22 protein-coding genes and 1 pseudogene are annotated in these 26,662 nt (G+C 69.8%); 7 read left to right on the forward strand and 16 right to left on the reverse strand.

Annotated elements, in window-relative coordinates; all coding sequences use genetic code 11:
- Positions 1 to 157: 157 nt before the first annotated feature.
- From ACIBF5_RS08570 to ACIBF5_RS08580, 3 genes are all read left to right on the forward strand, one after another.
- Complete coding sequence (locus ACIBF5_RS08570) at positions 158 to 1,675, forward strand: hypothetical protein (RefSeq protein ID WP_396809494.1); 1,518 nt, start codon at positions 158 to 160, stop codon at positions 1,673 to 1,675.
- 431 nt (positions 1,676 to 2,106) lie between these two features.
- Complete coding sequence (locus ACIBF5_RS08575) at positions 2,107 to 3,735, forward strand: DEAD/DEAH box helicase (RefSeq protein WP_396809939.1); 1,629 nt, start codon at positions 2,107 to 2,109, stop codon at positions 3,733 to 3,735.
- Between the two features lie 133 nt (positions 3,736 to 3,868).
- Complete coding sequence (locus tag ACIBF5_RS08580; protein WP_396809496.1) at positions 3,869 to 4,507, forward strand: putative glycolipid-binding domain-containing protein; 639 nt, start codon at positions 3,869 to 3,871, stop codon at positions 4,505 to 4,507.
- A gap of 56 nt (positions 4,508 to 4,563) precedes the next feature.
- Here the strand turns inward: ACIBF5_RS08580 and ACIBF5_RS08585 are convergent, their stop codons facing one another.
- Positions 4,564 to 5,034, reverse strand: a complete 471-nt coding sequence (locus ACIBF5_RS08585; RefSeq protein ID WP_396809498.1) for an Lrp/AsnC family transcriptional regulator — start codon at positions 5,032 to 5,034, stop codon at positions 4,564 to 4,566.
- 248 nt (positions 5,035 to 5,282) lie between these two features.
- Between ACIBF5_RS08585 and ACIBF5_RS08590 the strand changes: the two genes are divergently transcribed.
- Positions 5,283 to 5,564 carry a BldC family transcriptional regulator gene (locus tag ACIBF5_RS08590; protein ID WP_121158100.1) on the forward strand — a complete coding sequence of 94 codons (282 nt, stop codon included), beginning with the start codon at positions 5,283 to 5,285 and terminating at the stop codon, positions 5,562 to 5,564.
- Between the two features lie 110 nt (positions 5,565 to 5,674).
- Here ACIBF5_RS08590 and ACIBF5_RS08595 read toward each other — a convergent pair whose 3' ends face one another.
- On the reverse strand, positions 5,675 to 6,322 hold the full coding sequence (locus tag ACIBF5_RS08595) for a UbiX family flavin prenyltransferase (protein WP_396809501.1): 648 nt from the start codon (positions 6,320 to 6,322) through the stop codon (positions 5,675 to 5,677).
- Positions 6,323 to 6,512: 190 nt separating this feature from the next.
- Between ACIBF5_RS08595 and ACIBF5_RS08600 the strand changes: the two genes are divergently transcribed.
- Positions 6,513 to 7,517 carry a terpene synthase gene (locus ACIBF5_RS08600; RefSeq protein WP_396809503.1) on the forward strand — a complete coding sequence of 335 codons (1,005 nt, stop codon included), beginning with the start codon at positions 6,513 to 6,515 and terminating at the stop codon, positions 7,515 to 7,517.
- Between the two features lie 17 nt (positions 7,518 to 7,534).
- On the opposite strand, the gene mqnP is transcribed toward ACIBF5_RS08600, so the two are convergent.
- The 10 genes and pseudogenes from mqnP to hemL form a co-directional block, all read right to left on the reverse strand.
- On the reverse strand, positions 7,535 to 8,449 hold the full coding sequence (gene mqnP, locus ACIBF5_RS08605) for a menaquinone biosynthesis prenyltransferase MqnP (protein WP_396809505.1): 915 nt from the start codon (positions 8,447 to 8,449) through the stop codon (positions 7,535 to 7,537).
- Between the two features lie 10 nt (positions 8,450 to 8,459).
- Positions 8,460 to 9,917, reverse strand: coding sequence for a menaquinone biosynthesis decarboxylase (locus tag ACIBF5_RS08610; protein ID WP_396809507.1), 1,458 nt, complete (start codon positions 9,915 to 9,917; stop codon positions 8,460 to 8,462).
- A gap of 64 nt (positions 9,918 to 9,981) precedes the next feature.
- Positions 9,982 to 10,386, reverse strand: a complete 405-nt coding sequence (locus tag ACIBF5_RS08615; RefSeq protein WP_396809509.1) for a hypothetical protein — start codon at positions 10,384 to 10,386, stop codon at positions 9,982 to 9,984.
- Between the two features lie 124 nt (positions 10,387 to 10,510).
- A complete protein-coding gene (locus tag ACIBF5_RS08620) occupies positions 10,511 to 11,110 on the reverse strand; it encodes a hypothetical protein (RefSeq protein ID WP_396809511.1) in 600 nt (199 codons plus the stop codon).
- A gap of 78 nt (positions 11,111 to 11,188) precedes the next feature.
- Positions 11,189 to 12,160, reverse strand: coding sequence for a c-type cytochrome biogenesis protein CcsB (gene ccsB, locus ACIBF5_RS08625; protein ID WP_396809513.1), 972 nt, complete (start codon positions 12,158 to 12,160; stop codon positions 11,189 to 11,191).
- Entirely contained in the window at positions 12,161 to 13,696 is a 1,536-nt protein-coding gene (locus tag ACIBF5_RS08630) for a cytochrome c biogenesis protein ResB (protein WP_396809941.1), read from the reverse strand.
- Positions 13,697 to 13,833: 137 nt separating this feature from the next.
- A complete protein-coding gene (locus ACIBF5_RS08635) occupies positions 13,834 to 14,730 on the reverse strand; it encodes a cytochrome c biogenesis CcdA family protein (RefSeq protein ID WP_396809514.1) in 897 nt (298 codons plus the stop codon).
- A 104-nt stretch (positions 14,731 to 14,834) separates the two neighbouring features.
- A pseudogene (locus tag ACIBF5_RS08640) lies at positions 14,835 to 15,410 on the reverse strand (TlpA family protein disulfide reductase); the annotation flags it as partial.
- Positions 15,411 to 15,412: 2 nt separating this feature from the next.
- Complete coding sequence (locus tag ACIBF5_RS08645; protein ID WP_396809516.1) at positions 15,413 to 16,060, reverse strand: histidine phosphatase family protein; 648 nt, start codon at positions 16,058 to 16,060, stop codon at positions 15,413 to 15,415.
- Positions 16,061 to 16,064: 4 nt separating this feature from the next.
- The gene (gene hemL, locus ACIBF5_RS08650; protein WP_396809518.1) at positions 16,065 to 17,402 is read right to left on the reverse strand and encodes a glutamate-1-semialdehyde 2,1-aminomutase; all 1,338 of its coding nucleotides are present in this window, start codon (positions 17,400 to 17,402) and stop codon (positions 16,065 to 16,067) included.
- Between the two features lie 187 nt (positions 17,403 to 17,589).
- Here hemL and ACIBF5_RS08655 point away from each other — a divergent pair, with 187 nt between their 5' ends.
- Positions 17,590 to 17,925 carry an STAS domain-containing protein gene (locus ACIBF5_RS08655; RefSeq protein WP_396809520.1) on the forward strand — a complete coding sequence of 112 codons (336 nt, stop codon included), beginning with the start codon at positions 17,590 to 17,592 and terminating at the stop codon, positions 17,923 to 17,925.
- Between the two features lie 182 nt (positions 17,926 to 18,107).
- Here the strand turns inward: ACIBF5_RS08655 and ACIBF5_RS08660 are convergent, their stop codons facing one another.
- From ACIBF5_RS08660 to ACIBF5_RS08675, 4 genes are all read right to left on the reverse strand, one after another.
- Complete coding sequence (locus ACIBF5_RS08660) at positions 18,108 to 18,458, reverse strand: hypothetical protein (protein ID WP_396809522.1); 351 nt, start codon at positions 18,456 to 18,458, stop codon at positions 18,108 to 18,110.
- Positions 18,459 to 18,544: 86 nt separating this feature from the next.
- Positions 18,545 to 19,288, reverse strand: coding sequence for a GntR family transcriptional regulator (locus ACIBF5_RS08665; protein ID WP_396809524.1), 744 nt, complete (start codon positions 19,286 to 19,288; stop codon positions 18,545 to 18,547).
- A gap of 103 nt (positions 19,289 to 19,391) precedes the next feature.
- Positions 19,392 to 19,946 (reverse strand): two-component system response regulator, encoded by a 555-nt coding sequence (locus tag ACIBF5_RS08670; protein WP_396809526.1) that lies wholly within the window; start codon positions 19,944 to 19,946, stop codon positions 19,392 to 19,394.
- 24 nt (positions 19,947 to 19,970) lie between these two features.
- Positions 19,971 to 24,335 carry a HAMP domain-containing protein gene (locus tag ACIBF5_RS08675; RefSeq protein WP_396809528.1) on the reverse strand — a complete coding sequence of 1,455 codons (4,365 nt, stop codon included), beginning with the start codon at positions 24,333 to 24,335 and terminating at the stop codon, positions 19,971 to 19,973.
- A gap of 167 nt (positions 24,336 to 24,502) precedes the next feature.
- Between ACIBF5_RS08675 and ACIBF5_RS08680 the strand changes: the two genes are divergently transcribed.
- The gene (locus ACIBF5_RS08680) at positions 24,503 to 26,575 is read left to right on the forward strand and encodes a SpoIIE family protein phosphatase (RefSeq protein ID WP_396809530.1); all 2,073 of its coding nucleotides are present in this window, start codon (positions 24,503 to 24,505) and stop codon (positions 26,573 to 26,575) included.
- Positions 26,576 to 26,662 lie beyond the last annotated feature (87 nt).

Genomic DNA, 26,662 nt, shown 5'->3' on the forward strand with positions numbered 1-26,662 from the left:
CCGCCGCCGAATCGAGCGGGCCGCGTCTGTGGCGCGCGGACCGCTCGGCCGGACAACGGGCTCCGACTGTCCGCCCGTGCCCGGATGTGGCACGGTGAGGATCGAGGGCACTCCCGGTCCGGCGCCACCGGTCCGGGTGCGGGCGCGGGAGGCAACAATGGGCGAAGAGCAGGCACCGCCAGCCGTCGGGCTGGCCAGTTCCAATACCGGAACCTTGACCACGACGCCACCGGAGGCGGCGGACGACGTGACGAAGGTGCCGCCGTTGGGCACCGTCGTGCCGGAGGCCGCCGACGATGAGCTGCAGGAGGCATACGAGGCGCCTCCGCCACCTCCGGACGGCCCGCTCTGGGCGGAGGCGACGATGGCGGAGAGCGCACCGAAGACGGTTCCCGAATCAGACGACGGACCGGAGCCGGTCGACGACGCCGTCTCGACCGACGACGCCACGACCAACGCCGACTCGACCGACGACGCCACGACCGACCTCGTTTCGGGCGAGGACGTTCCACCGAGGTCCACCGACCGCCCCTGGGGCAAGCCGACGATCGGCTACCTGATCCCGACGCAGCGCTCCGGGGAGGCGGGCGAAGCAGGTGTCCGCTCCGGCACGAAAGGCTCCGGAGTCGACACGGCGCCGGCCGAGGGCCGAGCGGGTGGTGCGTCCACCTCGGGCGTCCAGCCCACGGTCTACCGGGCCGGTCAGAGCAGCGGGTCGGTCCCGATCCTGGACCCCGACCCGCGTCCGGCCGTGCCGCCGCAGCCGCCGGATCCGGTGCAGCCGCCCGAGCCGGCCCGCCCGCCGAAGCCGGAACCGCCGAAGCCACCCGGCCCCGGACCGGCGCCGACCCCATTCCCGGTTCCGCCGGCGCCGAAGCCGACTCCGCCCGTACCGGTGCCCGCTCCACCGGCCCCCGGTCCTCACCCGCCCCGACCGACTCCCCCGCCGCCCGGACCGGGTCCGGTCCCGCCTGCTCCGCCAGCGCCGCCCGGCCCGCCGGTGCCGGCCCCGGTACCGCCGTTCCCCCCGCCACCGGCGAGCCGCGTGCCGTCGCCTTCCACCTCGACCGGCATCCCGGCGGCTCCGGACGCGGTGGCGACCCAGCGGATCAGCACTGCGTCGGACGCGCCCACCCGGCCGGTAGACGCGACCGATCCCGCCCTCACCACTCAGCCGATCAACACCTCGACGTCCGCCCTCACCACGCAACCGATCCGACTTTCGACGGGCAATTCCCGGACGGCGGTCGAGAAGCCCGGCCAGGGGACCGTCCACGGCGCAGATGATGGTTCAGCGGCAGACCTGACGGTGCCGATCCGGACGGGGAACGCGGCCGACCTGACGGTGCCAATCCGAACGGGGAACGCGGCAGACCTGACGGTGCCAATCCGAACGGGGAACGCGGCAGACCTGACGATCCCGATTCGGACCGGGAACCATGCGGACCTGACGGTGCCGATCCGGACCGGGAACCCGGTGGAGAACACCGGTTCGCTCACCGGGCACATCCTGGCGCAGGGCTGGGCGGACACGCCCACCAGCAACAGCGGCACGGCGAAGATGATCGGGGTGTTGGTCGCCGGACTGACCGTACTCGTCGCGATCGGTCTGCTCGTGGTCTTCGGGACCGGTGACGCGTTCAACAACCTGTTCGGCGGCCTGCTCGGCGGCTGATCCGGCGCACCGTTCCTTCGCGCACCCCGGCCACGGCGCCCGTGAGAGGGCCCGGTGGTCGGGGTGACCCTGCCCACTGGCCGGGGTCGGTCGATGCTAGGACCACCAAGAAGCCGTACACTTGACGCGATTACTGACCTGGCGCGCACAAAGCGCGCCCCTGGGCGATCTTGCGGGCGATTCAGCGGCGGGCGTTTGCCGCAGTGGGCCATTCGCGAAGATGTGCCCCGCTTGAGAGGTTTTTCTTGACGCCCTTCGCTGATCCCAGCACGTTCCCGTCCGTCTTCGACTCCCCGGTCGACCCCGCAGAGGCCCCGAACGCAACCACGGCCCCGACCGCGCAGATCGATTCGACGGAGCAGATCGAACCCGCAGCCCAGGCGGGGGCACCCGTTCAGCCCGCCGAGGTCACGCAGACCGAAGAGCCCGCTCTGGCCGAGGAGCCCGAGCCGGTCGCCGAGGCCGCACCGGCACCCGTACGCGACTTCGCCGCGCTCGGTCTGCCGCACCAGCTCGTCCGGGCGCTCGCCCGCGAGGGCATCAGCACCCCGTTCGAGATCCAGCAGGCGACCGTTCCTGACGCGCTGGCCGGCCGGGACGTACTCGGCCGTGGCCAGACCGGCTCCGGCAAGACGCTCGCCTTCGGCCTGCCCGTACTGGCCCGGGTGGCCAACGGTGGCCGGGCCCGGCCGCTGCACCCCCGGGCGCTGATCCTGGTCCCGACCCGCGAGCTGGCGATGCAGGTCAACGACGCGCTCATGCCGCTCGGCAAGTCGCTCGGCGTGTTCCTGAAGACCGCCGTCGGCGGGGTGCCGTACGACCGGCAGATCGACGCGCTACGGCGCGGCGTGGAGATCATCGTGGCGACCCCGGGTCGGCTCGGCGACCTGATCTCGCGCGGTGTCTGCAAGCTCGACGAAATCGAGATCACGGTGCTCGACGAGGCGGACCAGATGGCCGACATGGGCTTCCTGCCCGAGGTCACCGAGCTGCTCTCGAAGACGCCCGTCAACGCGCAGCGGCTGCTCTTCTCGGCCACCCTCGACGGTGACGTCGACGCGCTGGTCCGGCGCTTCATGCACGACCCGGTGACGCACTCGACCGCACCGGCGACCGCCGCGGTGTCCACCATGGACCACCACCTGCTGCTGATCCCGCCGCACGACAAGTTCGCGATCGCCGCGTCGATCGCGGCCCGCCAGGGCCGCACGATGATGTTCGCCCGTACCCAGATGGGGGTGGACCGGCTGGTCGAGCAGCTCGCCGCGGTCGGTGTCCGGGCCGGCGCGCTGCACGGCGGCAAGACCCAACGGGTACGGACCCGCACGCTGGCCGAGTTCAAGGAAGGCCGGACGAGTGTCCTGGTCGCCACCGACGTGGCCGCCCGGGGCATTCACGTTGACGGTGTCTCCCTCGTGGTGCACGTCGACCCGCCGAAGGACCCGAAGGACTACCTGCACCGGGCCGGTCGTACCGCTCGGGCCGGTGAGTCCGGTGCGGTGGCGACCCTGGTCCTGCCGAAGCAGCGCCGGACCACGCTGGCGATGCTGGAGAAGGCGGGCGTCGAGCCGGCTCAGACCCGGGTACGCCCCGGCGACGCGGTACTGGCCGAGCTGACCGGCGCCCAGGCGCCGAGTGGCGTGCCGGTGGTGGCCGAGCCGGAACGCTACAGCGACCGCCCGCGCGGTGACCGCCGTTACGGTGACCGGCCGCAGGGCGAACGCCGTTACGGTGACCGCCCCCAGGGCGAACGCCGTTACGGTGACCGCCCCCAGGGCGAACGCCGCTTCGGCGACCGGCCGCAGGGCGAACGCCGTTACGGCGACCGGCCGCAGGGCGAACGTCGCTTCGGTGACCGCCCGCAGGGCGAGCGGACCGCCGGCACCCGTCCGGCCGGCGAGTGGCGCAGCGGTGGGGAATGGCGCTCGGACGATCGTCGGGGCGGGTTCCGGCACGAGAGCACGCCTCGGCACGACCGGCCGAGCGAGGCCCAGGGCGAGCGTCCGCGTACCGGTGGCGACCGCCCGTTCGGCAGCCGCCGTCCCACCCGTACCCACTGATCTCCAGCTGGCCTGACCGACCTTGGCGGCGGGCGGGCGACGTGGCTCGACCACGTCGTCCGCCCGCCGTTTTTGTCGTCGGTGCTGGCATCGTGGCCGGCCGTGAGCGCTTTCCGGCGGTAACGTCCCGGCTATGCCGATGATGCCGAGATCGTTGCTCTGGAACCGTACCGACCTGCCCGGCGCCGACCATGTGCTTCTCGACGACCGGCGCGGGCTGCTCGCCCGGGGCGTTGCGCTGGCGGTCGACCCGCTCCCCTACACCTGTCGGTACGAGGTGACCACCGACGAGACCTGGGCGACGGTACGTCTGGAGGTCAGCGTCGAAGGTGCGGGCTGGCTGCGCAGCATCCGGCTGGAACGGGCCGCCGGGCGGTGGCGGGCCAGCACCGCCGAACAGGGCGACCTCGACGCCGCGCTGGCCGCCGCCGGAAAGCCACCGGCCGGCATTCCCGGGATCGAGGAGCCGCACCGGCTGGCTGACGCGCTCGACGTCGACCTCGGCGGTGCACCGCTGTTCAACACCCTGCCGGTACGCCGGCTCGGTCTGCGCACCGCGACGCCGGGCGCCGTGCACCGGCTCACGGTCGCCTGGGTGCTGGTGCCGAGCCTGGTCGTGGTCCCCTCGGAGCAGGTCTACACGGTGTTGGAGGGCGGCAACGTACGTTTTCTGGACGACGGCTTCGAGGCGGAGCTGCGGCTCGACCAGGACGGGTACGTGGTCGACTATCCCGGCCTGGCCGAGCGGGTCGGGACCGAGGTACGTCGCTGAGCCGGGACGGTGATCCGGGGAGGCGCCGAACCGGGAACCTGAGCCGGGGGACGGGTTCAGGCCGGGCGGTTCGGGGCTTCCGCGGTCGTCGGCTGCGGCCGGTTCTCCCACTTCGTGGAGAGGGCGATCCCGGTCCGGGTCGAGGCGACGCCCGCGGTCCGGTTGAGCCGTACGATCAACTGCTCCAACTCGGCGATCGTGCCGACCCTGGCCTTGAGGAGGAACGACTCGACGCCGGCCATGAAGTAGCACGATTCGATCTCGGGCATGTCGCGGAGCGCGGAGAGCACGTCGTCGGTGTCGCCGCCGGAGTCCTGCACGATGCCGATCAGTGCGGTCACGCCGAGCCCGATCGCCTCCGGTTCGACGTCGGCCCGATAGCCGCGGATGGCTCCGCTCGCCTCCAGCTTGCCGACCCGCTCGTGTACGGCGGGCGCGGAGAGACCGACCTGCCGGGCCAGCTCGGCGTAGGAGAGACGAGCGTTGGCCTGCAGGAGATTGACGAGCACCAGGTCTATAGCGTCCACGGACTGTAGACACTATCCCGGTGGATGGGACGTGTAACGACCGGTAGGCGGTGGGCCACGCTCAAAGCACGTAAAAACCACATATCGGCAGAGCTAACTTCCCACTCAGGGCGTTTTCGCGTTCGCCGGACACGACACTCTGGCGGTGCTGTAATTGCCGTACGTCCCCACCGAAGGCTCTGGCAGGCACTTTTGTCCCGGGGGCGGTCTTACCAGTCCGGGGACTTCGTGGACGCGAGGAGGGGGCTGTGGACACTGGAGATCGTCTGCTGACGCCGGGCGAGGTAGCTGCGCTGTTCCGCGTCGACCCCAAGACCGTCACCCGATGGGCTGCGGCCGGACGGATCGGCAGTATCCGGACGCCAGGCGGGCACCGGCGGTTCCGCGAGTCGGAGGTGCGTGCCCTGCTTGAGGGCGAGGGCATGCTCGACGAGGTCGACGACAACATCGCCAACCGGCCGCGCAACGCCGGTCCGGCAACGCCGACCGGAACTGGCCCAGCCAGTGCCGGCAACGTCGGCCTGCACTGAGAACCAACCAGCGAGTACCACCTGAGGATCGGGCCGGGGACCGGCCCGATTCCCTCACCATCCCAAGCCCTCAACATCCCAGGTAGGGCCGTGACGTTCTGATTCAGACGTCAGTCGACCGATCCCTGGTCATCACGGCCGGCACCGAGTTCGCCGGCCCAGCGCCGGAACAGCGAGTGCGGAACACCGAGCGCGTCGAGGACCTTGCCGGCGACGAAGTCGACGAGCTGTCGTGCCGTGGCCGACGCACCCGCACCGTAGAAGCCGGGGCTCGCGGGCAGGACCACCGCCCCGGCGTCGTGCAACGCGATCAGATGCTCCAGGTGGCTGCGGGTGACCGGGGTCTCCCGGGGCACCACGACCACCGGTCGGCGCTCCTTCAGGTTCACCTCGGCCGCGCGTTGCAGCAGGTCCTTGGAGAGCCCGATGGCGATCCCGGCACAGGCTGCCGTGCTGGCCGGAACCACCGCCATTCCGCGCACCGGATACGACCCACTGCTCGGGCCGGCGGCCAGGTCCCCGGCCGGCCAGTGGGCCAGGTCCGCCGCGGCGAGGTCCCGCCCCAGCCAGGCGCTCAGGTCGTCACGCCAATGGGCGTCACGGAACGCGGAGCCGGTCTCGTCGAGGATGGTCAGCCGGGCCGCCCGGGAGACCACCAGGTCGACCGCCGCCCCGGCGTCGAGCAGCCCGTTGATGACAGCAGCCGCGTACGGCGTACCCGATGCTCCGGAAACCCCCACCACCCACGGCCTGCGCATGCACCCAGCCTGCCCGGTCCGGACGGCGGCCGTGGCACCGGGGGCACTCCGGGCGCAGGGCAGGCCGACCGAGCAGGGCGGGTTCGCATCGAACCGGACGGGAATGAGTAGCGCCGGGGGCCGCCGAAGCGCTGCGGAAATGCCATGCTTTCCGACAGGCCCGGCACCGGTCGTTTGGGGAGGCGACGGCATGGACGGCGAGGCACCCTGGTCGATTGAGTTTGATTGTCCCATTCCATCGCGGATCTCGCCTCATGCGGACTCTATCCAGGATTGGCTACCCGGCTGGCTCCGGCGGTCCGGACTGCCCCTGGACGACCACGCCGCCGCCCGGCTACACCGCCACGGCTTCGCCCGCTACGCCGGACGCCTCTACCCGACCGCCTCCCCCGCCGACCTACGGACCCTCAGCGCACTCTTCACCTGGTTCTTCCTCCTCGACGACGCCTGCGACGGCACCGCCGGTCCCGACCCCGGTTACGTCCGAGGTCTGCGCGGCGGCATCCTGCGGATGCTCCGCAACGGCCCCCGCAGCCGCCACCCGGGCTTCACCGGACCACTGCGGTGGCAGCTCGCCGACGCGTGGCGGGTGCCTTCCCGACGACTCTCCCCGGCCGCCCGGGACCGGTTCGTGGACGCGGTCGCCCACCACCTCGACGGGGTGTTGGTCGAGGCGGACAACAAGGCGGTCGGCCGGCAACCGACCGTGCCCGAGTACCTGGAACTGCGCCGCGCCACCTCGGCCGCGTACGTCTCGTACACGTTGATCGAGTTCGCCACCGGGCGACCACTGCCCGACGCGGTCTACCACCACCCGGCCGTACGCGCGTACGCCGCCACCGGAAACGACCTGCTCTCCTGGTTCAACGACGTGCTCTCACTCGCCCGGGACACCGCCACCGCCGGCGGGCACAACCTGGTGCTCGCGGTCGCCCGAGCCGAGGGGCTACCGGAACACGCGGCGGTACGGGCGGTAGCCCGCCGCTGGCAGCGGACAATGGACGGCTTCGCCGCGCTGCGGGCGGCCGTACCGTCCTTCGGGCCGGGCATCGACGAGGCCCTCGACGACTACCTGGACGGGGTGGCGTACTCCGTACGCGGCACCATCGACTGGTCGCTGGAGAGCAGCCGCTACCGGCAGAGCGGCGGGCGGACCGTCTCGGTGCCTCCCGCCGCGCCACCAGACCTCCGGTAGCGCCCCCGGGCCGCCGCTCAGGCCCGCAGGTGGAGCCGAAACACCAGGTCCAACAGGGCGAAGAAGAAGAGCGCGATCCCGACGAACCCGTTCGCGGTGAAGAACGCCCGGTTGACCCGGGACAGATCGGTCGGCGTCACCACCAGGTGCTGGTACACGAAGGCCACCGCGGTCAGGGCCAGCCCGATCCAGAAGAGCCAGCCCAGGCCGATCAGCACACCGAACCAGCCGAAGAGCGCGAACGTCACCACGTGCGTCACGCTCGACAGGCGCAGCGCGAACGACTTGCCGTACCGGGCGGGAACGCTGCGTACCCCGATCTCACGGTCGATCTCGGCGTCCTGGCAGGCGTAGATCAGGTCGAAGCCGCCGATCCAGAGGCCGACCGCCGCACCGAGCAGCCAGGCCGGACCGGAACCGGAGAAGCTGCCGGTCACCGCGAGCCAGGCGCCGACCGGGCCGACCGCCTGGGCGACCGCCAGGATCGCGTGCGGCCAGTCGGTGAACCGCTTGCCGTACGGGTAGACGACCAGCGGGACGACGGCGAGTGGGGCGAGCGCGAAACAGAGCGGGTTGAGCGCGGCGGCGACGCCGAGGAAGACGATCACGGCGACGATCGCGCCGATCCAGGCCGTCCGGACACTCACCGCCCCGGTGACCAGTTCCCGACCGGCCGTACGCGGATTGCGCGCGTCGATCCGCCGGTCGATGATCCGGTTCGCCGCCATGGCGAAGGTACGGGCGCCGACCATGGCGATGGTGATCAGCAGCAGGTCGAGCCAGCGCACCCGACCGCCGTCGGCGAACATCGCGGCCAGCGCGGAGAGGAACGCGAACGGGAGCGCGAAGACCGAGTGCTCGATCGCGACCAGCTTCAGGAAGGACTTCACCCGCCCTGGCCGCTCGGCGACGGTGGTGGTGGCAGCGCTCACTGTGCCCGCCTCATATTCCGTACTCCTTCCAGCGCTTGTCGACCAGTGCCCGGATCTCGGGCGACATGGTCATCTCCTCCGGCCAGCCTCGGGTGTAGCCCTCGGTGGGGAGCTTCCGGGTCGCGTCGACGCCCGCCTTACCGCCCCAGAACTGCTGGTACGACGAGTGGTCGAGGTGATCCACCGGTCCCTGGGTGACGAGCAGGTCGTGCGAGTAGTCGACGTTGCCGAAGGCGCGGAACGCGACCTCGGAGTAGTCGTGCACGTCGCAGTCCTCGTCGACCACCACGATCAGCTTGGCCAGTGAGAGCAGGTGCGCACCCCAGATCGCGCTCATCACCTTCTGGGCGTGCTTCGGGTAGCGCTTACGGATCGAGACGATCACACAGTTGTGGAACACCCCGGCGGCGGGCATGTCGTAGTCGACGATGTCCGGGATCATCAACTTGAGCAGGGGCAGGAAGATCCGCTCGGTGGCCTTGCCCAGCCCGTGGTCCTCCTGCGGCGGCTGCGAGGTGACGATCGAGTGGTAGATCGGGTCGCGCTGGGTGGTCATCACCTCGACGTGCATCACCGGGAACGGTTCGACCGGGGTGTAGAAGCCGGTGTGGTCGCCGAACGGTCCCTCCGGTAGCCGCTCGCCCGGCTCGATGTACCCCTCCAGCACGATCTGCGCGTTCGCCGGCACCTGCAACGGCACGGTCAGGCAGTCGACCATCTCGACCCGCTCACCGCGCAGGAAGCCCGCGAAGAGGTATTCGTCGATGTCACCGGGGAGTGGGGCGGAGGCGGCGTAGCTGACCACCGGGTCGCTGCCGATGGCGATCGCGACCGGCAGCCGCTCCCCCCGGCGTTCGGCGACGGCGTGGTGGGCGGTGGAGTCCTTGTGGATCTGCCAGTGCATGCCGAGGGTGTTCTGCGAGTGCTGCTGCAATCGGTAGAGGCCGAGGTTGCGCTTGCCGGTCTCCGGGTGCTTGGTGTGGGTCAGTCCGTAGTTGTGGAAGATCCCGCCGTCGCCGGGCCAGACCTGCAGGCCCGGCAGCCGGTTCAGGTCGACGTCCGCGCCCCGGTAGACGACCTGCTGACAGGGGGCGGTCTTGACCTTTTTCGGCGGGACGGACTTGAGCTGGAGCACTTTGCCCAGGCCGTCCCGGATACCGGACCAGCCGACCGGCAGTTCCGGCTTGACCAGGGCCCCGATCCGGTCACCGACCTCGTCGAGGCGCTCCACACCGAGGGCCATCGCCATCCGGCGCTCGGTGCCGAAGAGGTTGACCGCCACCGGCATCTCGCCCCGGGTGGGGCGTTCGAAGAGCAGTGCGGGCCCGTTCGCCCGTACCGTCCGGGTCACCACCTCGCTGATCTCCAGCGTCGGGTCGACCGGCACGGTCACCCGGCGCAGTTCGCCCGCGCTCTCCAGAGCGGCGAGAAAATCCTTGAGATCGGCGTACGGGAAACCACGGGCCATACCCGCCAGTCTCCCGCACCGGCAGGCGGGTCGACTCAACCGGGGTGCCCGCGCCCCGCCTGGTTCAGAGCAGACCGATGCCGAGCAGCAGTGTGCCGGCGGTCAGGCTGGCCCCACCGACCACGACCAGCCAGATCAGCTTGTTCGGCTTGGTGTCCGAGGGACGGACGACCGAGAGGAAGAAGCCGAGTGGCATCAGGATCGGGGCGGCGACGAATAGGCTCCGGACCAGTGTCTTGAGTCCGTCCGAACAGTCCGCCTGGTCGAGGTAGAGGAGAGCGACCAGGGCCAGGAGTACGAGCACTCCGGCGTGGGCGTGGCCGGCGGTCCAGAGCGCGCGGCGTACCGGGTTGTCCAGGTAACCGGGTATGCGCCGGACCAGGTTCATCAGCAACGACAATCCGCCGAAGGCGATGGTGCCGACCGTGATGAGCAGGATGGCGGCGGTGGTGCGGGTTTCCGGTGTCACAGCAGGCTCCCGGGGGCGAGTCGAACACGGCTTGTCAGTGTCAAGATTGGTGCCGACGGCACATCTTGTCAACAGCTAGATCTACTCGGCCTGGTCGGTCGCTTGCGTCACGGCGGTGCTCCGGTCAGTCGCCGCCGTACAACCGCTCCAGGTCGACAAGAAGCACGTCCGGCCGACCGGCCGACGTGGCCAGCAACTGCTCGGTGAACCCGGCCGCACTGGAGAGCAGCAAGCGGGACCGCTCGGCGTCCACCCCTGGTCGTCGCCGCAACAGGTCGCGTACCCGATCCAGCCGGTCAACGTCCAGCTGCCCCAGCGTCCGGCCCCACTTGACCTCGCCGATCGCGAGCACCGAGCGGGGCGCACCACCGAGCGGCTGCTCACCGAGTGCGACCAGGTCCAACTCGTGGCTGGTACGGGTCGCCGGATCGGTCATGGTTGCCGAGCCGACCTGCGCGGCGAGCCCGCCGAGCGTTTCCGGCCCGGCGAACCGGCCCGCCCACTGGCGAACCATCTCCTCGAAGCGCGGGCCCAGCACCGCGACGGTGAACCGCCGTTGCGCCCCTCGCCAGACGTCTGCCCCCCGGCGCTGCTCCAACGCCGTCCAGGCCGGCTTCGTCACCGCCTCGTAGAAGGTGACCAGCGGTTCGGTGATCCGGTACGAACTCCTCCCGCTCCGCAGCGGGTCCGGGTCACGTACGAGCAGGCCAGCATCTTCCAGCACGGTCAGCGGGTGCTGTAGGTCGGTCGCCTTCCGGCCGATGTACTTCTAAGTCTTGCGGCATGAGTCCAGCCGCGAGGCTCAGTTGACCCCGGCGTACGAGTGCAGGCCGGTGAAGAAGAAGTTCACCCCGAAGAGGTTCATCAGCATGGTCAGGAAGCCGAGGATCGAGATCCAGGCGACCACGTTGCGCCGCACGCTCGGCGTCGCCCGTGCGTGCAGGTAACCGGCGTAGACCACCCACGAGATGAACGCCCAGGTCTCCTTCGGGTCCCAGCCCCAGGCCCGACCCCAGGCCGCCTCGGCCCAGACCGCTCCAGCGATCACCGCGAAGGTGAAGATCGGAAAGGCGAACGCGTTCAGGCCGAAGGTCAGCCGCTCCAGGGTGGCGGCACTCGGCGACCGACGGGCCAGGACGTACGGGAAACTCCGCTTGCCGTCCTCGTACCCGGCCCGCATCAGGTACATCGCGGCGGGCACAAAGGCGAGCAGCAGGATCCCGGACGAGAAGCTGATCGTCGTCACGTGGATGTCGAACCAGTACGAGTTCAGCGCCGGCACCAACGGCACCACCGAGGTGTAGAGCACCAGCCCGGCGATGCCGAGCAACACCACCATCACCAACGTCAGGAGGAGCCCCAACTGGCGTACGGCCGGCCACCGGAAGACCAGGTAAAGCCAGCCGGCGGCGCCGACGAAGGTCACCGAGAGCACGAACTCGTACATGTTGCCCCAGGGCAGGCGGTCGGCCGCCACGCCCCGGGTGACCACCGCTCCGAAGTGCAGCGCGGTGGCGATCATGGTGGCCACCAGGGCGACCCGGGCGGCGATCGCCGCCCTTCCGGTCGACCTCGGCCGGGCCGGCCCGGCCGGCGTCGATCCGGTGGGAGCGTCGGTGCTCTCCGCCGAGCCCACCGAGACAAGTTGACGGGCCGGGCGGACCACCCGGGCGACCGCCCCACCGTCGAAGGCGTACGACGCGGCGTGGCTGATCATCGCGATCAGGTAGCCCAGGATCGTGAACACCAGGAGCTGGTCGGAGAGTGCGGCCATCTACTCGGTCCCTTCTCGGCCCCCGGCACCGCGTTTCACCGCGGCGACGAGTTGGTTGAACTCGTCGGCGAACCCGGCATAGTCGGTGCGCGGCAACCCACCAGCCTCGATCAAACTACTACCGCGCGTCGTGGACTCATCGTCCGGGTCGGCCGGCGTCACCCGGAACCAGACCCGCCGCCGCCGCCCAAACAGCGAGAACATCAGTCCGATCAGCAGCGTCGCCGAGCTGACCAGCATCAACGTCGAGGCGGGGGCGTACCGGACGGAGAGCGTGATGTACTGCTGGGTGCCGAGGAACTCGACCGTCGTACCGTCGTCGAGGGTCCACTTCTCGTTCGGACGGAGCAGCTTCGCGTCCCCCACCTGGGTCAGCTTGCCGTCGCTGATCAGCTTCTGGTTCAGGCTGTAGACCGAGCCCGGCAGGCCGGCGTCCATGCCGAGGTTGCCCCGGTACGGGATCAGCATCAGCGCCGGGTTCCGCTCCTCCGGAAACTGCGAGCGGACGAACGGAGGCTGCTCCGGGGCGGTCGGCAGGTAGATGCCCTCGAACGCGACCTGGAGCGACGGATCCCGCTTCCCGGTCGCCGGGTCGAGGTTGACGTCCGGAAACGTCGCCACACCCTCGCTGGTCAGGTTGCCGTCGTTGCTCAGGAACGGCGACGTGAGCGTCTGCGACCTGCCGTTACGGTCGGTGTAGCGGATCACCGGGGCGTAGCCGTGGCCGAGCAGGTAGACGCTCGCCCCGTGCAGGCGCAGCGGCGAGTTGACCGAGAAGTCGGCCTGGCGCTGCGCCCCACCGTTCTCGTCGACCAGAACCGAGGCACTGAACGACTCCGGCTGCCCGGACGGCAGGAACCGGGCCTTGAAGTCGGTCAGTTGCAGGCAGAACCGGGGCAGGTCGGTGGCGTGTACCCGGGGGCCGAGACCGGTTTCGCTGAACTGGTCCAGGGTGCTGCAGAAGGAGAAGTCCTTACCGGCGACGAGCAGCCGGTTGCCGTGCCAGCCGTACCAGGAACCGATCGCCACCCCGAGCAGCATGGCCAGCATCGAGATGTGGAAGAGCAGGTTGCCGCTCTCCTTCACGTACCCCTTCTCGGCCGCGACGGTGTTGCCGTGCACCACCACCCGCCAGCGGCGCTTGCGCAGCACCGACGCGATCGCCGGCAGCTCACCGCCCGCCTCGGTGACGGCCTGACGCCCGGCTTCGTCGAGGTCGGTCAGGACCGCGTGCTGCGGCAGCCGGTCCAACCGCTTCGGACCGGACGGCGGTACGGAACGCAGTGTCCGAACGTGGTCGCGCATCCGGGGGGCGATGCAGCCCACGAGTGAGGTGAAGAGGAGCAGGTAGATCGCGGAGAACCAGATCGAGGAGAAGACACTGAAGCCGCCGAGCCGGTCGAGCACCGGGGCCAGGTCGGGGTGAGCCCTGAAGTACTCGTTGACCTTCTCCGGATTGATATTGCGCTGGGGGAACACCGAGCCGGGGATGGCCGCGACGGCGAGCAGGAAGAGCAGGATCAGCGCCGTACGCATGCTGGTCAGTTGCCGCCACGAGTTGCGCAGCAGAGCGATCGCCCGGTTGCTGCGTCGTACGGTCGACGGGCCACCGTCGGCGCCCGCCGTGGCCTTGCCCCCCGCGTTGGTCCCGGTACGTTCCTCGACGCTGGACATCAGATGCTGACCTCACCCACACCGAACGTGGTCTGCAACCAGATCACGAAGTCGAGCCATCCGCCGCTGACCAGGGCGAGCCCGACCACGACCAGCAGAGCCCCGCCGATCCGGGTGACCCAGAGACTGTTACGCCGGATCGCCTTGAAGACGCCGAGCAGCCGCCGGAAGGCGAGCCCGAAGATCACGAACGGCAGCCCGAGTCCGAGGCAGTACGCGACCGCCAGCAGCGCGGCCCGATCGGTCTGTCCGCTGACGGCGGCGAGCCCGAGCACCGCCCCGAGGGTCGGCCCGGAGCAGGGCAGCCAGGAGAGGGCGAAGACGGCACCGAAGACCGGTGCGCCGATCAGCCCGGCCGTCGGCAGCCGCTGGATCCGGAACTCGCGTTGCAGACCGGGCACCAGGCCGAGGAAGGCGAGCCCGAGCAGGATGATCAGCGCCCCGATGCCGATCTCCAGTGCCCGGCGGTGCGTGGCGAGCAACTGTCCCGCGCTGGCCGCGAGGATCGCGCTGAGCACGTACACGACGGTGAAGCCGGTGATGAAGAGCAGTGTGCCGGCGAGCACCCGACCCTTGACCGCACGAACGCTCGGGGTCGCTTCCGCGACCTCCACCGCCACCGCACCCCCGCTGGCCGGTGCACCGCCGCTGCCCGTTGCACCGCCTTCGACGTTAGGAAGGGCCCCTTCTACAACGGAATCCGATAACAGGGGGCCCTTCCTTACCCGGGAGGCGTCGAGGTCGGCGCCGGCCAGGCCGGTGACGTACGAGAGGTAGCCGGGGACGAGCGGCAGGATGCACGGCGACAGGAAGCTCACCAGGCCGGCGAGGGCCGCCGCGAAGAACGCCAGTACCAGCGGCCCGCTCTCGGCGACGGTCTTGAACGAGTCGCCCATCAGCGGGCCACCGGAGACGGGGATCCGGCCGACGGGGATCCGGCCGACGGGGATCCGGCCGACGGGGATCCGGTGTCGGGCGAGAAGGTGGGGGTGGGCACGGCACCGCCGGTCGCCGGCTTCTCGGCGGCGACGCGGGCCACCACCGGTTGCAGCATCGACTGGAGTACGGGCTTGCGGAAAACCGCCGCGATCTTGCCGTCGCGGTCGAGCACGATCGTCGCCGGGGTGCTGTTCGGCGGGATCTCGAAGTTGAGCGCCACCCGGTTGCCCGGGTCGAAGAGGCTCGGATAGGTCACCCCGAGGCTCTGCTCGAACGCCTTCGCCTTGTCCCGGCCGTCCTGGACGTTCACGCCGATGAACCGGACGCCCTGGTCCCGGGTGGCCGCGAAGGTGCTTTCGAGGTCGTCCGCCTCGGCCCGGCAGGGCGGGCACCAGGAGCCCCAGAAGTTGACCACGACGACCTGGCCACGATCCTGGGTGAGGTCGTACTGGCCGCCGTCGAGTAGTTCACCGCTGACCTTGGGTGCGGGTGCCCGGTCTGCCGGGGCGCACTCGATCGCCTGGTCGGCGTTGGTCGAGCACTTCTCCTCCCAGCTACCGCCGGAGCAGCCGGCGAGCGCCACCACCGCGACGGCGGAGAGCACGGCGCCCACCCAGACCCGCGGCGACAGCCTCATCGTCAAGCCCCCTTGGCTGTCCGCGCGGTCGGCGACATGGCCACCAGGTGTGCGGCCGGCTCGGAGTAGCCGATGCCGACGATTTTGGCGTCCTCGAAGTGGAACGAGGTGAGGCTGGCCAGCCCGCACTGACGCTTGCGCGGGTCGTGCCAGAGCCGCTTGCGCTCGACGTACCGGCGCAGCGTCCAGATCGGTAGCTGGTGTGAGACGCAGACGGCTTCGCGCCCCTCGGCGGCGACCCGGGCGGCGTGTACGGCGGCGAACATCCGCTCGGCGATGACCCGGTACGCCTCGCCCCAGGACGGGGTGACCGGGTCGCGCAGCACCCACCAGTTACGCGGGTCGCTGAACGATCCGTCGCCCGGCGACACCCGCTTGCCCTCGAACCAGTTGGCGCTCTCGATCAGCCGGTCGTCGACCGCGACCGGGAGCCCGAACTGGGCGGCGATCGGTTCGGCGGTCTGCTGCGCCCGCTCCAGTGGACTGGCCACCACGTACGCCAGGTCCCGGTCGGCGAGCGACTGCGCTGCCGCCTTGGCCATCTGGACACCCAACTCGGAGAGGCGGAATCCGGGCAACCGACCGTAGAGAATCTTGTCCGGGTTGTACACCTCGCCGTGCCGGAGCACGTGGACGACCGTCTTGCTCACTCGACTACCCCCCGTGACTGGCCGCTGCGGCTGCTGCCGCCGCCGCGGGCAGTGCTGCCGCGTACTGCTCCAGTGCGGCGTCATCCAACGCCGCCGACACGAACCACGACTCGAACGCGCTGGGCGGCAGGTACACGCCGTGGGCCAGCATCGCGTGGAAGAACGCCCGGAACGCGGCCACGTCCTGGGTACGGGCGGAGTCGAAGTCGACCACGTCGTTCTCGGTGAAGAAGATCGAGAACATGTTGCCCGCGTACGAGAGCTGGTGCGGCACCCCGACGGCGGCCAGCGCCTCGCCGGCCAGCTTGCCGACGGTGTTGGCGGTGGTATCCAGCCGCTGGTAGAGCGCGTCATCGGCGAGCCGGAGAGTGGCCAGCCCGGCGGCACAGGCGAGCGGGTTACCGGAGAGCGTGCCGGCCTGGTAGACCGGGCCGGCCGGCGCCAACCGCGACATGATCTCGGCCCGGCCGCCGAACGCCGCCGCCGGCAGGCCACCGCCCATCACCTTGCCGTAGGTGAACAGGTCGGCGTCGACCGGTTCGTGCCCGGCCCAGCCGCCCTTCGAGACCCGGAACCCGGTCATGACCTCGTCCACCACCAGCAGCGCGCCGTACGCGTGGGCGATGCTGGCCAGGCGGGCGTTGAAGCCGTCGCGGGGGGCGACCACGCCCATGTTGCCCGGCGCCGCCTCGGTGATGATCGCGGCGATGTGCTCGCCCTCGGCGGCGAACACGGCCTCGACCGCGGTCACGTCGTTGTACGGCAGCACGATGGTCTCGCCAGCCGCCGCTCCGGTGACTCCCGGCGAGTCGGGCAGGCCCAGGGTGGCCACGCCGGAGCCGGCCGACGCGAGCAGCGCGTCCACGTGTCCGTGGTAGCAACCGGCGAACTTGACGATCTTCGAGCGGCCGGTGAAGCCCCGGGCCAGCCGGATCGCCGACATGGTCGCCTCGGTCCCGGAGTTGACCAGTCGTACCTGCTCGACCGGGGTGCGCGCGACGATCTCCGTGGCCAGCTCGATCTCGCCCGGCGTGGGCGTACCGAAGCTGGTGCCGAGGGCGGCGGCGGCCTGGACCGCGGCGACCACCTCGGGGTGGGCGTGCCCGGCGATCAACGGACCCCAGGAGCAGACCAGGTCGACGTAGCGTCGGCCGTCGGCGTCGAAGAGCCACGGGCCGGAGCCACGGACCATGAAGCGGGGCGTCCCCCCGACCGCCCGGAACGCGCGTACGGGGGAGTTGACCCCGCCCGGCACGATGGCTCGGGCGCGGTCGAACAGGGCTTCGGATGCCGGGGCGTCGGCCGGGTACGGGCCGGTGCCGGCGGAGTGCGTATCGGTCACGGTGCCGCCATTCTGTCAGCGCCACCGGTCAGCGCGGTAACCACCCCTGGTGGGGTTACCCGGCTCACGTCCGTCACCCCGCCCGCGCCCCGGTGTACGCGATCTCCACAGCGCGGTACGCGATCTCCGCAGCGCGGCGGTATGCCTCAAACCGGCCGAGTCACCTAGATCGCGATACGCTGATCCGGTGGAGCGAGCGGAGCTGACCATAGCGGTCCAGCGGACCTGCGACGAGGTGATCCTGAACCTCGCCGGTGAGATCGACATGCTCACTGCGAGCCGGCTCTCCGCCGCCGTGAACGAGGTGCTCTCCGACGCGCCGCCGCGGGTCGTGCTGGATCTGGGCGGTGTCACCTTCTGTGACTCGCAGGGGCTCGGCACCCTGGTCGTACTGAGTCGCAAGGCGAGTCACGCGCAGACCCTGCTGGTGTTGACCAACGTGGGCGACTTCCTGCTGCGGGTGCTGGACATCACCGGCCTGCGCTCCGCTCTCATGATCCGCAACGAGCCCGCCAACAGCTGACCCGTACCGAGACTCCATCAACGGCTGATCTTGAAATCGGCGTCGTACGGGATCGCGGTGGTGATCGAGAGGCCGTCCGTGGTGCGGCCGACCGGAGTTCGGGCGGCGAGCTGTGGCGAATTACTACCCCTGGAAGGGTAAGAATCCGCCACAGCCCAGACGGCAGCCCGACCCTGCAAAGGTCACGGCCGGGCGGGACTGCCGACAAGGTGACGCATAGAGGTCTGGAACTCGGCCCGACTGTCGCGAAGATCAGCGGTGACGGTCTCGTACGCCTCGTCCAGCCGCACAAGTAGTGCTGCGAGGTCGCCGAGACCATCGCCGAGTTGCCATGCCGGCCACTGCGCACGCAACTTGTCGAGGGACTGACGGAGCAGCTTCAGCGTGAACTCGTGTGCCGCGATCGCCGCCACCGCGCCGATCGCCTCGCCGACGACCTCCGGTTCGTCGGCGATCAGTTCCAGCAGGTCCCGATCTTCGATCTCATAACCGAGGTCGACCGCGAGCCTGCACACCTTTTCACGAAGGTCCATGCCATCCCCCACTCCACGGAGATATCGATGGGACCAACTCTTGCAGAGACTTCCAACTCTTGGCAAGAGTTACCGGGGAGCAAGAGTTAGGCCGGGAAGCTGTACTCCAACTCGTAGGCGGAGGCGTCGAGCACCATCCGGGTCACCTCTACGCAACGGTCTGCCCCGGTGTACGCGTACCGGGTGATCTCGATGACTCGTGCGCCGGCCGTGGACAGGGCCAGCCGGTCCCGCTCGTCCGGGTGGGGCGCCCGGTCGGTCAGACGTTCGACGAACCGCGCCGGCCCGAAGCCCAACTCGGCAAGTCGGGCGTACGCGCCACCCGGCCCGGTGTCTGTGTAGGTGATCGCCGTTCCGCGTACCAGTTCGAGCGGGAGGTAGGAGGTGGCCAACTGGACCGGACGTCCGTCGACCTCGAACCGCCTGGACCTGCTGAGCACCGCGTCACCGACGTCGACGCCCAACGCGGCCGCCACGTATTCCGGGGCGGGCACCTCACTGACGACTACGTCCAACACCCGCGCCCGGACGCCGGTGTCGTGGTCCTGGATGGCCAGACCCTGTCCCCAGTGCGATCGGGACAGCCTCCCCGGCGAACTACGGAGGATCCGTTCAAAGCGACGGATGAAGGCGCCCGCACCCTGCCGGGTCACCACCAGACCCTCGCCACGGAGCACGTTGACCGCGCTGTGCGCGACGGTCGTGGTCACACCGAACTGGGCCGCCAACTCCGGCAGCGACGGCATCCGGTCACCCTGCGCCAACTCGCCGGAGAGGATGGCTGCGCGGATCTCGTCCGCGACCCGCTGATACGCCGGCCCACTGCCCACGATTCTGCCCAGATCCCTTTCCTCCGCGAACAGTGCGACTCTACGCGGCTTGCACCGTCGCGGCGGTTGCCGTCCGCGATCGCTGGCGCCGGGCGGCGAACGGTCAGGAGGTGGTGCCCCAGCGGGCGTGTTCGAGGATTTCGACGGCCTGGTCGCGGGCGTCGGTGTCGTCCGAGCGGAGCAGCCGGGTCGCCTCGTCCACCGCGTCGGTGAGGTTGCGCCACTGGGCGTTACGTTCTCGTACCACCTCGGACTGGGCCACGAGCTGCCGGTTCTTGGTCCAGAGGTCGACGAAGACCGACACCTTCGCCCGTAGCACCCAGGGGTCGAACGGCTTGGTCAGGTAGTCGACCGCACCGACGGCGTAACCCCGGAGCGCGAGCTGGGCGTCACGGTCCGCAGCGGTCAGGAAGATGATCGGTACGTGCCGGGTCCGCTCCCGCCGTTTGATGTGGCTGGCGGTCTCGAACCCGTCCATGTCCGGCATCTGTGCGTCGAGCAGGATCACCGCGAAGTCGTCCACGAGAAGCTGCTTGAGTGCCGCCTCGCCGCTCTCGACCGCCACCGAGTGCACCGGCAGGCCCTGCAGGATCGCCTCCAGGGCCAGCAGGTTCTCCCGCCGGTCGTCGACCAGGAGTGCCTTCGCCACCTCGCTCATCGGACTACCGCTTCGCTGCCGTGCTCACTCACTGGGCATCTCCCGTCCGCCGCCGTTGACCCAGGAGGCCATCAGTTCGATCAGCTCATCCAGGTCGACCGGCTTGGTGATGTAGTCACTGGCTCCGGCACCGAGCGCCGACTCACGGTCGCCCGGCATGGCCTTCGCGGTCAGGAAGACGACCGGCAGGTCAGTGAATCGGTGGTTACGACGAATCGCCCGGGTGGTCTCGTAACCGTCTTGATCCGGCATCATCGCATCCATCAACACAATATCGACCTCGGGATGTTCGGCGAGCAGCCGTACGCCGTCCACCCCGTTGTCCGAGTAGAGCACCGTCATCCCGTGCAGCTCCAACGCGCTGGTCAGCGCGAAGACGTTCCGTACGTCGTCGTCGATGATCAGTACGGTGGCGCCGTCGAGTTGGCGGGTGACCGGGGCGTTCATCCGTTCGACCTCGGTCGGACGCAGTAGCGGCGGCAGGTCGTTACGGACCGGTGCGGCCGGCAACGGCATCGGAGCGACCACCGTGTCCGGGGCCAGCACGTCCGGTACGAACAGGGTGAAGGTCGAGCCCTGGCCGGGTGCGGACGAGACGGTGATCGTGCCACCGATCAGGCGGGCCAGGTCCCGGCTGATCGAGAGCCCGAGACCGGTGCCGCCGTAGCGGCGACTGGTGGTTCCGTCCGCCTGCTGGAACGCCTCGAAGATCAACGAGAGCTTGTCGTCGGAGATGCCGATACCCGTGTCGATCACGGTGAACGCGACCACCTGGCGGGCCGTGGCCAGGGCCGGCACGTCGAAGTACGTCCCCTCCTGTGCCGGCGCGATCCGGAGTGTCACCGCCCCGTTGTCGGTGAACTTGACCGCGTTCGAGAGCAGGTTGCGCAGAATCTGCTGGAGTCGCTGGGCGTCGGTGATCACCGCGGCCGGCAGGTCCCGGGAGACGCGTACCTGGAAGTCCAGGTGTTTCTCCTCGGCCTGCGGCGCGAACGCCTGCTCGACATAGGCTCGGATCTCGTCGAACCGCACCTCGGTCGGCTCGACGTCCATCCGGCCAGCCTCGATTTTGGACAGATCCAGGATGTCGTCGATCAGCCGGAGCAGGTCGGAGCCGGCACTGTGGATGGTCCTGGCGAACTCGGTCTGCTTGTCGGTCAGGTTCTGCTCCGAGTTGTCCGCCAGCAGCCGGGCCAGCAGCAGCAACGAGTTGAGCGGCGTACGCAGCTCGTGGCTCATGTTGGCGAGGAACTCCGACTTGTACGCCGAGGCGCGGGTGAGCTGCTGCGCCTTCTCCTCCAGACCGATCCGGGCCATCTCGATCTCCCGGTTCTTGGTCTCGATGTTGCCCTTCTGCTCGGAGAGGAGCTGCGCCTTGTCCTCCAGTTCGGCGTTGGTGCGCTGGAGTTCGGCCGACTGTTCCTGCAACTCGTGCGCCAGCCGCTGGGACTGGGCCAGCAGCTCCTCCGTACGCCGGTTGGCCTGGATGGTGTTGACCGCGATGCCGATCGTCGTGACCAGCCGCTCCAGGAAGGTCAGGTGCAGCTCGGAGAAGGCGGCGACGCTGGCGAACTCGATCACGCCGAGCAGTTCGCCCTCGAAGAGCACCGGCAGCACCACCAGGTCAGCCGGGGGTGTCGCGGCGAGCCCGGAGCGTACGGTCAGTTTCCCGTCCGGTACGCCCACCCGGATCGTCCGGCGGGAGAGCGCCGCCTGTCCGACGAGTCCCTCGCCGGGGCCGAAGGTGACGTTGTGGTGCCGGGCGACATAGCCGTACGAGGCGGTCAGCCGCAGCCGCATCACCGCCTCTTCGGTGTCGGCGAGGAAGAACGCACCGAGCTGCGCGTCGACCAGCGGAGTGACCTCCATCATGATCATCCGGCAGACCTCACCGAGATCCCGCTGCCCCTGGAGCAGGCCACCGATCCGGGCCAGGTTGGAGTCAAGCCAACCCTGCTCGGCGTTCTTCTTGGTGGTCTCCCGGAGGGTGACGATCATCTGGTTGATGTTGTCCTTCAGCTCGGCGACCTCGCCCTGCGCCTCGACCGTGATCCGCTGGGTCAGGTCACCCCGGGTCACCGAGGTCGACACCTGCGCGATCGCGCGCAACTGGGTGGTCAACGTGGAGGCGAGCTGGTTCACGTTCTCGGTCAGATCCCGCCAGGTGCCGGAAACCCCCTTCACCTGCGCCTGACCACCGAGCTTGCCCTCGATACCGACCTCGCGGCCGACCCGGGTCACCTCGTCGGCGAACGACGACAACTGGTCCACCATCGTGTTGATGGTGTTCTTCAGCTCCAGGATCTCGCCCTGCGCGTCAACGGTGATCTTCTGCCCCAGGTCACCCCGCGCGACCGCGGTGGTCACCGAGGCGATGTTCCGCACCTGGGAGGTCAGGTTCGACGCCATCGAGTTCACGTTGTCGGTCAGGTCCCGCCAGGTCCCCGAGACGCCCTTCACCTCGGCCTGACCACCGAGCTTGCCCTCGGTCCCCACCTCACGGGCCACCCGGGTCACCTCGTCGGCGAACGACGACAACTGGTCCACCATCGTGTTCACCGTCGACTTCAACTCCAGGATCTCACCCCGGGCATCAACGGTGATCTTCTGCGACAGGTCACCCCGGGCGACCGCCGTGGAGACCTGGGCGATGTTGCGGACCTGGGAGGTCAGGTTCGACGCCATCGAGTTCACGTTGTCGGTCAGGTCCCGCCAGGTGCCGGCGACTCCGCGTACCTGGGCCTGACCACCGAGCTTGCCCTCGGTCCCCACCTCACGGGCCACCCGGGTCACCTCGTCCGCGAACGACGACAACTGGTCCACCATCGTGTTCACCGTCGACTTCAACTCCAGGATCTCACCCCGGGCATCAACAGTGATCTTCTGCGACAGGTCACCCTTCGCCACCGCGGTGGTCACCGAGGCGATGTTCCGCACCTGGGAGGTCAGGTTCGACGCCATCGAGTTCACGTTGTCGGTCAGGTCCCGCCAGGTCCCCGAGACGCCCTTCACCTGGGCCTGACCACCGAGCTTGCCCTCGGTCCCCACCTCACGGGCTACCCGGGTCACCTCGTCGGCGAACGACGACAACTGGTCCACCATCGTGTTCACCGTCGACTTCAACTCCAGGATCTCACCCCGGGCATCAACAGTGATCTTCTGCGACAGGTCACCCTTCGCGACGGCGGTGGAGACCTGGGAGATGTTGCGGACCTGCGAGGTCAGGTTGCCGGCGAGCTGGTTCACGTTCTCGGTCAGGTCCCGCCAGGTGCCGGAGACGCCGCGTACCTGGGCCTGACCACCGAGCTTGCCCTCGATGCCCACCTCACGGGCCACCCGGGTCACCTCGTCGGCGAACGACGACAACTGGTCCACCATCGTGTTGACGGTGTCCTTCAGCTCCAGGATCTCGCCCTGCGCGGCCACAGTGATCTTCTGACTGAGGTCGCCCCGGGCCACCGCAGTCGACACCTGGGCGATGTTGCGGACCTGCGAGGTCAGGTTCGACGCCATCGAGTTGACGCTGTCGGTCAGGTCCTTCCAGGTTCCGGCGACGTTCGGCACCTCGGCCTGGCCGCCGAGCTTGCCCTCGGTGCCCACCTCACGGGCCACCCGGGTCACCTGCTCGGCGAAGAGCCTCAGCGTGTCGGTGAGCGAGTTGAAGGTGTGGGCCAGCTCGGCCACCTCACCCTTCGCCGACACGGTGATCTTCTGCGACAGGTCGCCACGCGCCACTGCCGTAGCAACCTGTGAGATCGATCGCACCTGATACGTCAGGTTCGAGGCCATGGTGTTGACCGACTCGGTGAGGTCCTTCCAGGTCCCGGCGACCCCGCGTACGTCGGCCTGGCCGCCCAGCTCACCCTCGGTGCCCACCTCGCGGGCCACCCGGGTCACCTCGTTCGAGAAGGACGAGAGCTGGTCGACCATGGTGTTCACGGTGCGGCCGATCCGGAGGAACTCACCACGCAGCGGGCGACCGTCCATCTCCAGCGCCATGTGCTGGGACAGGTCACCGTCGGCGACCGCCACGATGACCCGGGCGATCTCGGTGGTCGGATTGGTCAGGTCGTCGATGAGCGAGTTGACCGCCCGTTGCCCGTCGGCCCAGGCCCCGTCGAAGCCCTCCTCGTCGAGCCGCTCGGTGAGCCGGCCGTCCCGGCCGACGATCCGGCTGACCCGCCTCAGGTCGAGATTCTGCCGCTCTTGAAGGGAGACCACCTCGTTGAAGGCGTCCGCGACCTCGCCCGCAACCCCCGCGCGGCGCGGCAGCCGTACCTTGAGATCACCACGGCGAACCCGCCGCAGCGCCTCGGCGAGTTCGCCGAGCAGGACCGCGTCATCCGAGGTCGACGGGTCCGCGACGGGCAATTGTTTCGCCGTGGTCATACTTCCTCGCTCAGTTCGCCGGAGGGGGGACAGGGCGTCTGACCGGCCCCGTGCCATGGCAGCACCCCCATCATTGTGCTCCGACAGCGTCGATACCAGCCCGCGCTGACCTGCGGCGGCGTGCCGCCAGGCTTGGCACCGGGAGCCTGTCAGTGGAGGATGAAACAGTGTCAGCGGAAATCGGGGGGCCGTTCAGTGACCGGACGGACGAGCGCGTCCGGCGGGTAAGGCTTCCCGCCGACCGGCGCACGCCGGCCGCGGCGCGGGCCATCGTGCGGTCGGTTCTGGCCGAGGCGAAGCTGGACGAGCTGCTCAACGAGGCACTACTGCTGACTACCGAGTTGTCCACCAATGCAGTGGAACACGCCGGGACAGAATTGGACATCGAGGTCGTCGCGGACGAGAGCGGACTGACCGTCACGGTCTCCGACTTCGCCGTCGGACCGATCGAAAAGGTGACCGCCCGGCCGAAAAACGACCTGACAGATATTTCTGAGGTGTCGGAACGAGGGCGGGGCCTCCTCCTCGTCGACCACTTCGCCAGCCGCTGGGGAACCACCCACCTCCCCACCGGCAAGGGCGTCTGGTTCCGGCTGGACCGCAAGGCCCCGACACCCACCGGCACCGCGTCGCCACAGGGCACCCAGACGTCACCTGCGGCCGGTCAGGTCACCGTCCCCGCGCCGAGCGCCGGCGCGCTCAGCGCGCTGATGCAGATCGCCCCCGACTCGTACGCGGACGACCCGCTGCCCGACTTTGCCGGCGCCCTGCTGGCCCGGGTCGGCGAGATGGTCGGGGCGGCCGGCGGCACCGTCCGGCTGGACCGGGGCGACGGCAACGGATCCCAGGTGCTGGCCCGTTACGGCCGGCAACCCCGCCTCGGCGACGACCTGCTCCGGGTGCCGCTCGCCGTGCACCGGCCGTACAGCGGAGAACTGGAGCTCGACGCGGCGCCGTCGGGTTACGCCCAGCCGCTCGCCGCGCTGATGGCCGAGCGCCTCTCGTTGCACCTGGAGAACGACCGACTCCGTCGGGCCGACGTACGTCGACAGAGCTGGCTGACCTTCCTGGCGGAGGCGAGCGAACTGCTGGCCCAGTCGCTGGACGTCGAGCTGACCATGGCGCTGATCCCGCAACTGGTCGTACCCCGCCTGGGGCAGTGGTGCGCGGTGCACACCACCGACGAGTGGGGGCGGCTCAAGCTCGCCGCGGCCAGCCACGCCGACGAGGCGGTCCTGCCCGAGCTGCACAAGGTGCTCAACGACGAGGGTGCGGACTCGGTCCAGGCCCGGCTGCGGGAGGCGTCCCGCAGCGGATCCCAGGTGCCGATCGGCGGCCCGATGGACGGCTTCGCCGTCCCACTGGTCGCCCGGGGGCAGCGGCTCGGCACCCTCGCGGTCGGCCGCCACCTCCGCCACCGGCACGACCCGGACGAGGTCGCGGTGCTGGAGGACGTGGCCCGGCGGGCGGCACTGGCGATCGAGAACGCACGCATCCACGCCGAGCGGCGCCGGGTGGCGCACACCCTGCAACAGTCGCTGCTGCCACCGGTCCTGCCGGTCGTCGACGGCATCGGCTTCGCCGCCGAGTACGTACCGACCGGCGACGATGCCGACGTGGGCGGCGACTTCTACGACGTACTGCCGCTGCCGGACGGCCGGTGGCTGGTGGTGGTCGGCGACGTCTCCGGCAAGGGCGTGCAGGCTGCGGCGGTGACCGGGCTGGTCCGGGACGTGATCCGGGTGCTGGTCGGGGACGGCAAACCGCTGCCCGAGGCGCTGGCCCGGCTCAACGAGACGCTGGTGGAGCGGGGCGGCGGACGCTACTGCACGCTCGCCCTGGCGGCGGTGGAACAGGACCACGACGGTCGGCTCGCGGTCGAACTGCACCTGGCCGGGCACGACCGCCCGGTCCTGGTACGCGGCAACGGCCGTACCTCCTTCGTCGGCACCGGTGGGACCGCACTCGGACTCCTCGACTCGATCGCCACCCCGGCGATGACCGTGCCGATGGCTCCGGGCGACGCGCTGATCTTCTACACCGACGGGGTGACCGAGCGGCGGCGCGGCCGGGAACTGTTCGGCCTCGACCGGCTCCGGGACGCGGCCGCGCCGTTGGCCGGCTACTCCGCCGACGTGGTCGCCGCCCGGCTCCGCTCCACCGCGATCGGGTTCTCGGGTGAGACCCCCCGCGACGACATCGCCATCCTCGTGCTACGCAACGATGCGGTCCCGGTCTGAGGCGGTCCCGGTCTGAGCCCTGGCCGCGCCGGGTGCGGGCCACCACCTCGGTCGCCTCGGCGGCGGGCACGCCATGGAGAGTCCGCC

The organism is Micromonospora sp. NPDC050417, assembly GCF_044458865.1.
GTDB lineage: Bacteria > Actinomycetota > Actinomycetes > Mycobacteriales > Micromonosporaceae > Micromonospora_G.

Bases quoted from the DNA above. Each gene is read 5' to 3' on its own strand.
- ACIBF5_RS08570 (WP_396809494.1), top strand. From the start codon at position 158: ATGGGCGAAGAGCAGGCACCGCCAGCCGTCGGGCTGGCCAGTTCCAAT.
- ACIBF5_RS08580 (WP_396809496.1), top strand. From the start codon at position 3,869: ATGCCGATGATGCCGAGATCGTTGCTCTGGAACCGTACCGACCTGCCC.
- ACIBF5_RS08595 (WP_396809501.1), bottom strand. From the start codon at position 6,322: ATGCGCAGGCCGTGGGTGGTGGGGGTTTCCGGAGCATCGGGTACGCCG.
- ACIBF5_RS08600 (WP_396809503.1), top strand. From the start codon at position 6,513: ATGGACGGCGAGGCACCCTGGTCGATTGAGTTTGATTGTCCCATTCCA.
- ACIBF5_RS08610 (WP_396809507.1), bottom strand. From the start codon at position 9,917: ATGGCCCGTGGTTTCCCGTACGCCGATCTCAAGGATTTTCTCGCCGCT.
- ccsB (WP_396809513.1), bottom strand. From the start codon at position 12,160: ATGGCCGCACTCTCCGACCAGCTCCTGGTGTTCACGATCCTGGGCTAC.
- ACIBF5_RS08630 (WP_396809941.1), bottom strand. From the start codon at position 13,696: ATGCGTACGGCGCTGATCCTGCTCTTCCTGCTCGCCGTCGCGGCCATC.
- ACIBF5_RS08635 (WP_396809514.1), bottom strand. From the start codon at position 14,730: ATGGGCGACTCGTTCAAGACCGTCGCCGAGAGCGGGCCGCTGGTACTG.
- ACIBF5_RS08660 (WP_396809522.1), bottom strand. From the start codon at position 18,458: ATGGACCTTCGTGAAAAGGTGTGCAGGCTCGCGGTCGACCTCGGTTAT.
- ACIBF5_RS08670 (WP_396809526.1), bottom strand. From the start codon at position 19,946: ATGAGCGAGGTGGCGAAGGCACTCCTGGTCGACGACCGGCGGGAGAAC.
- ACIBF5_RS08675 (WP_396809528.1), bottom strand. From the start codon at position 24,335: ATGACCACGGCGAAACAATTGCCCGTCGCGGACCCGTCGACCTCGGAT.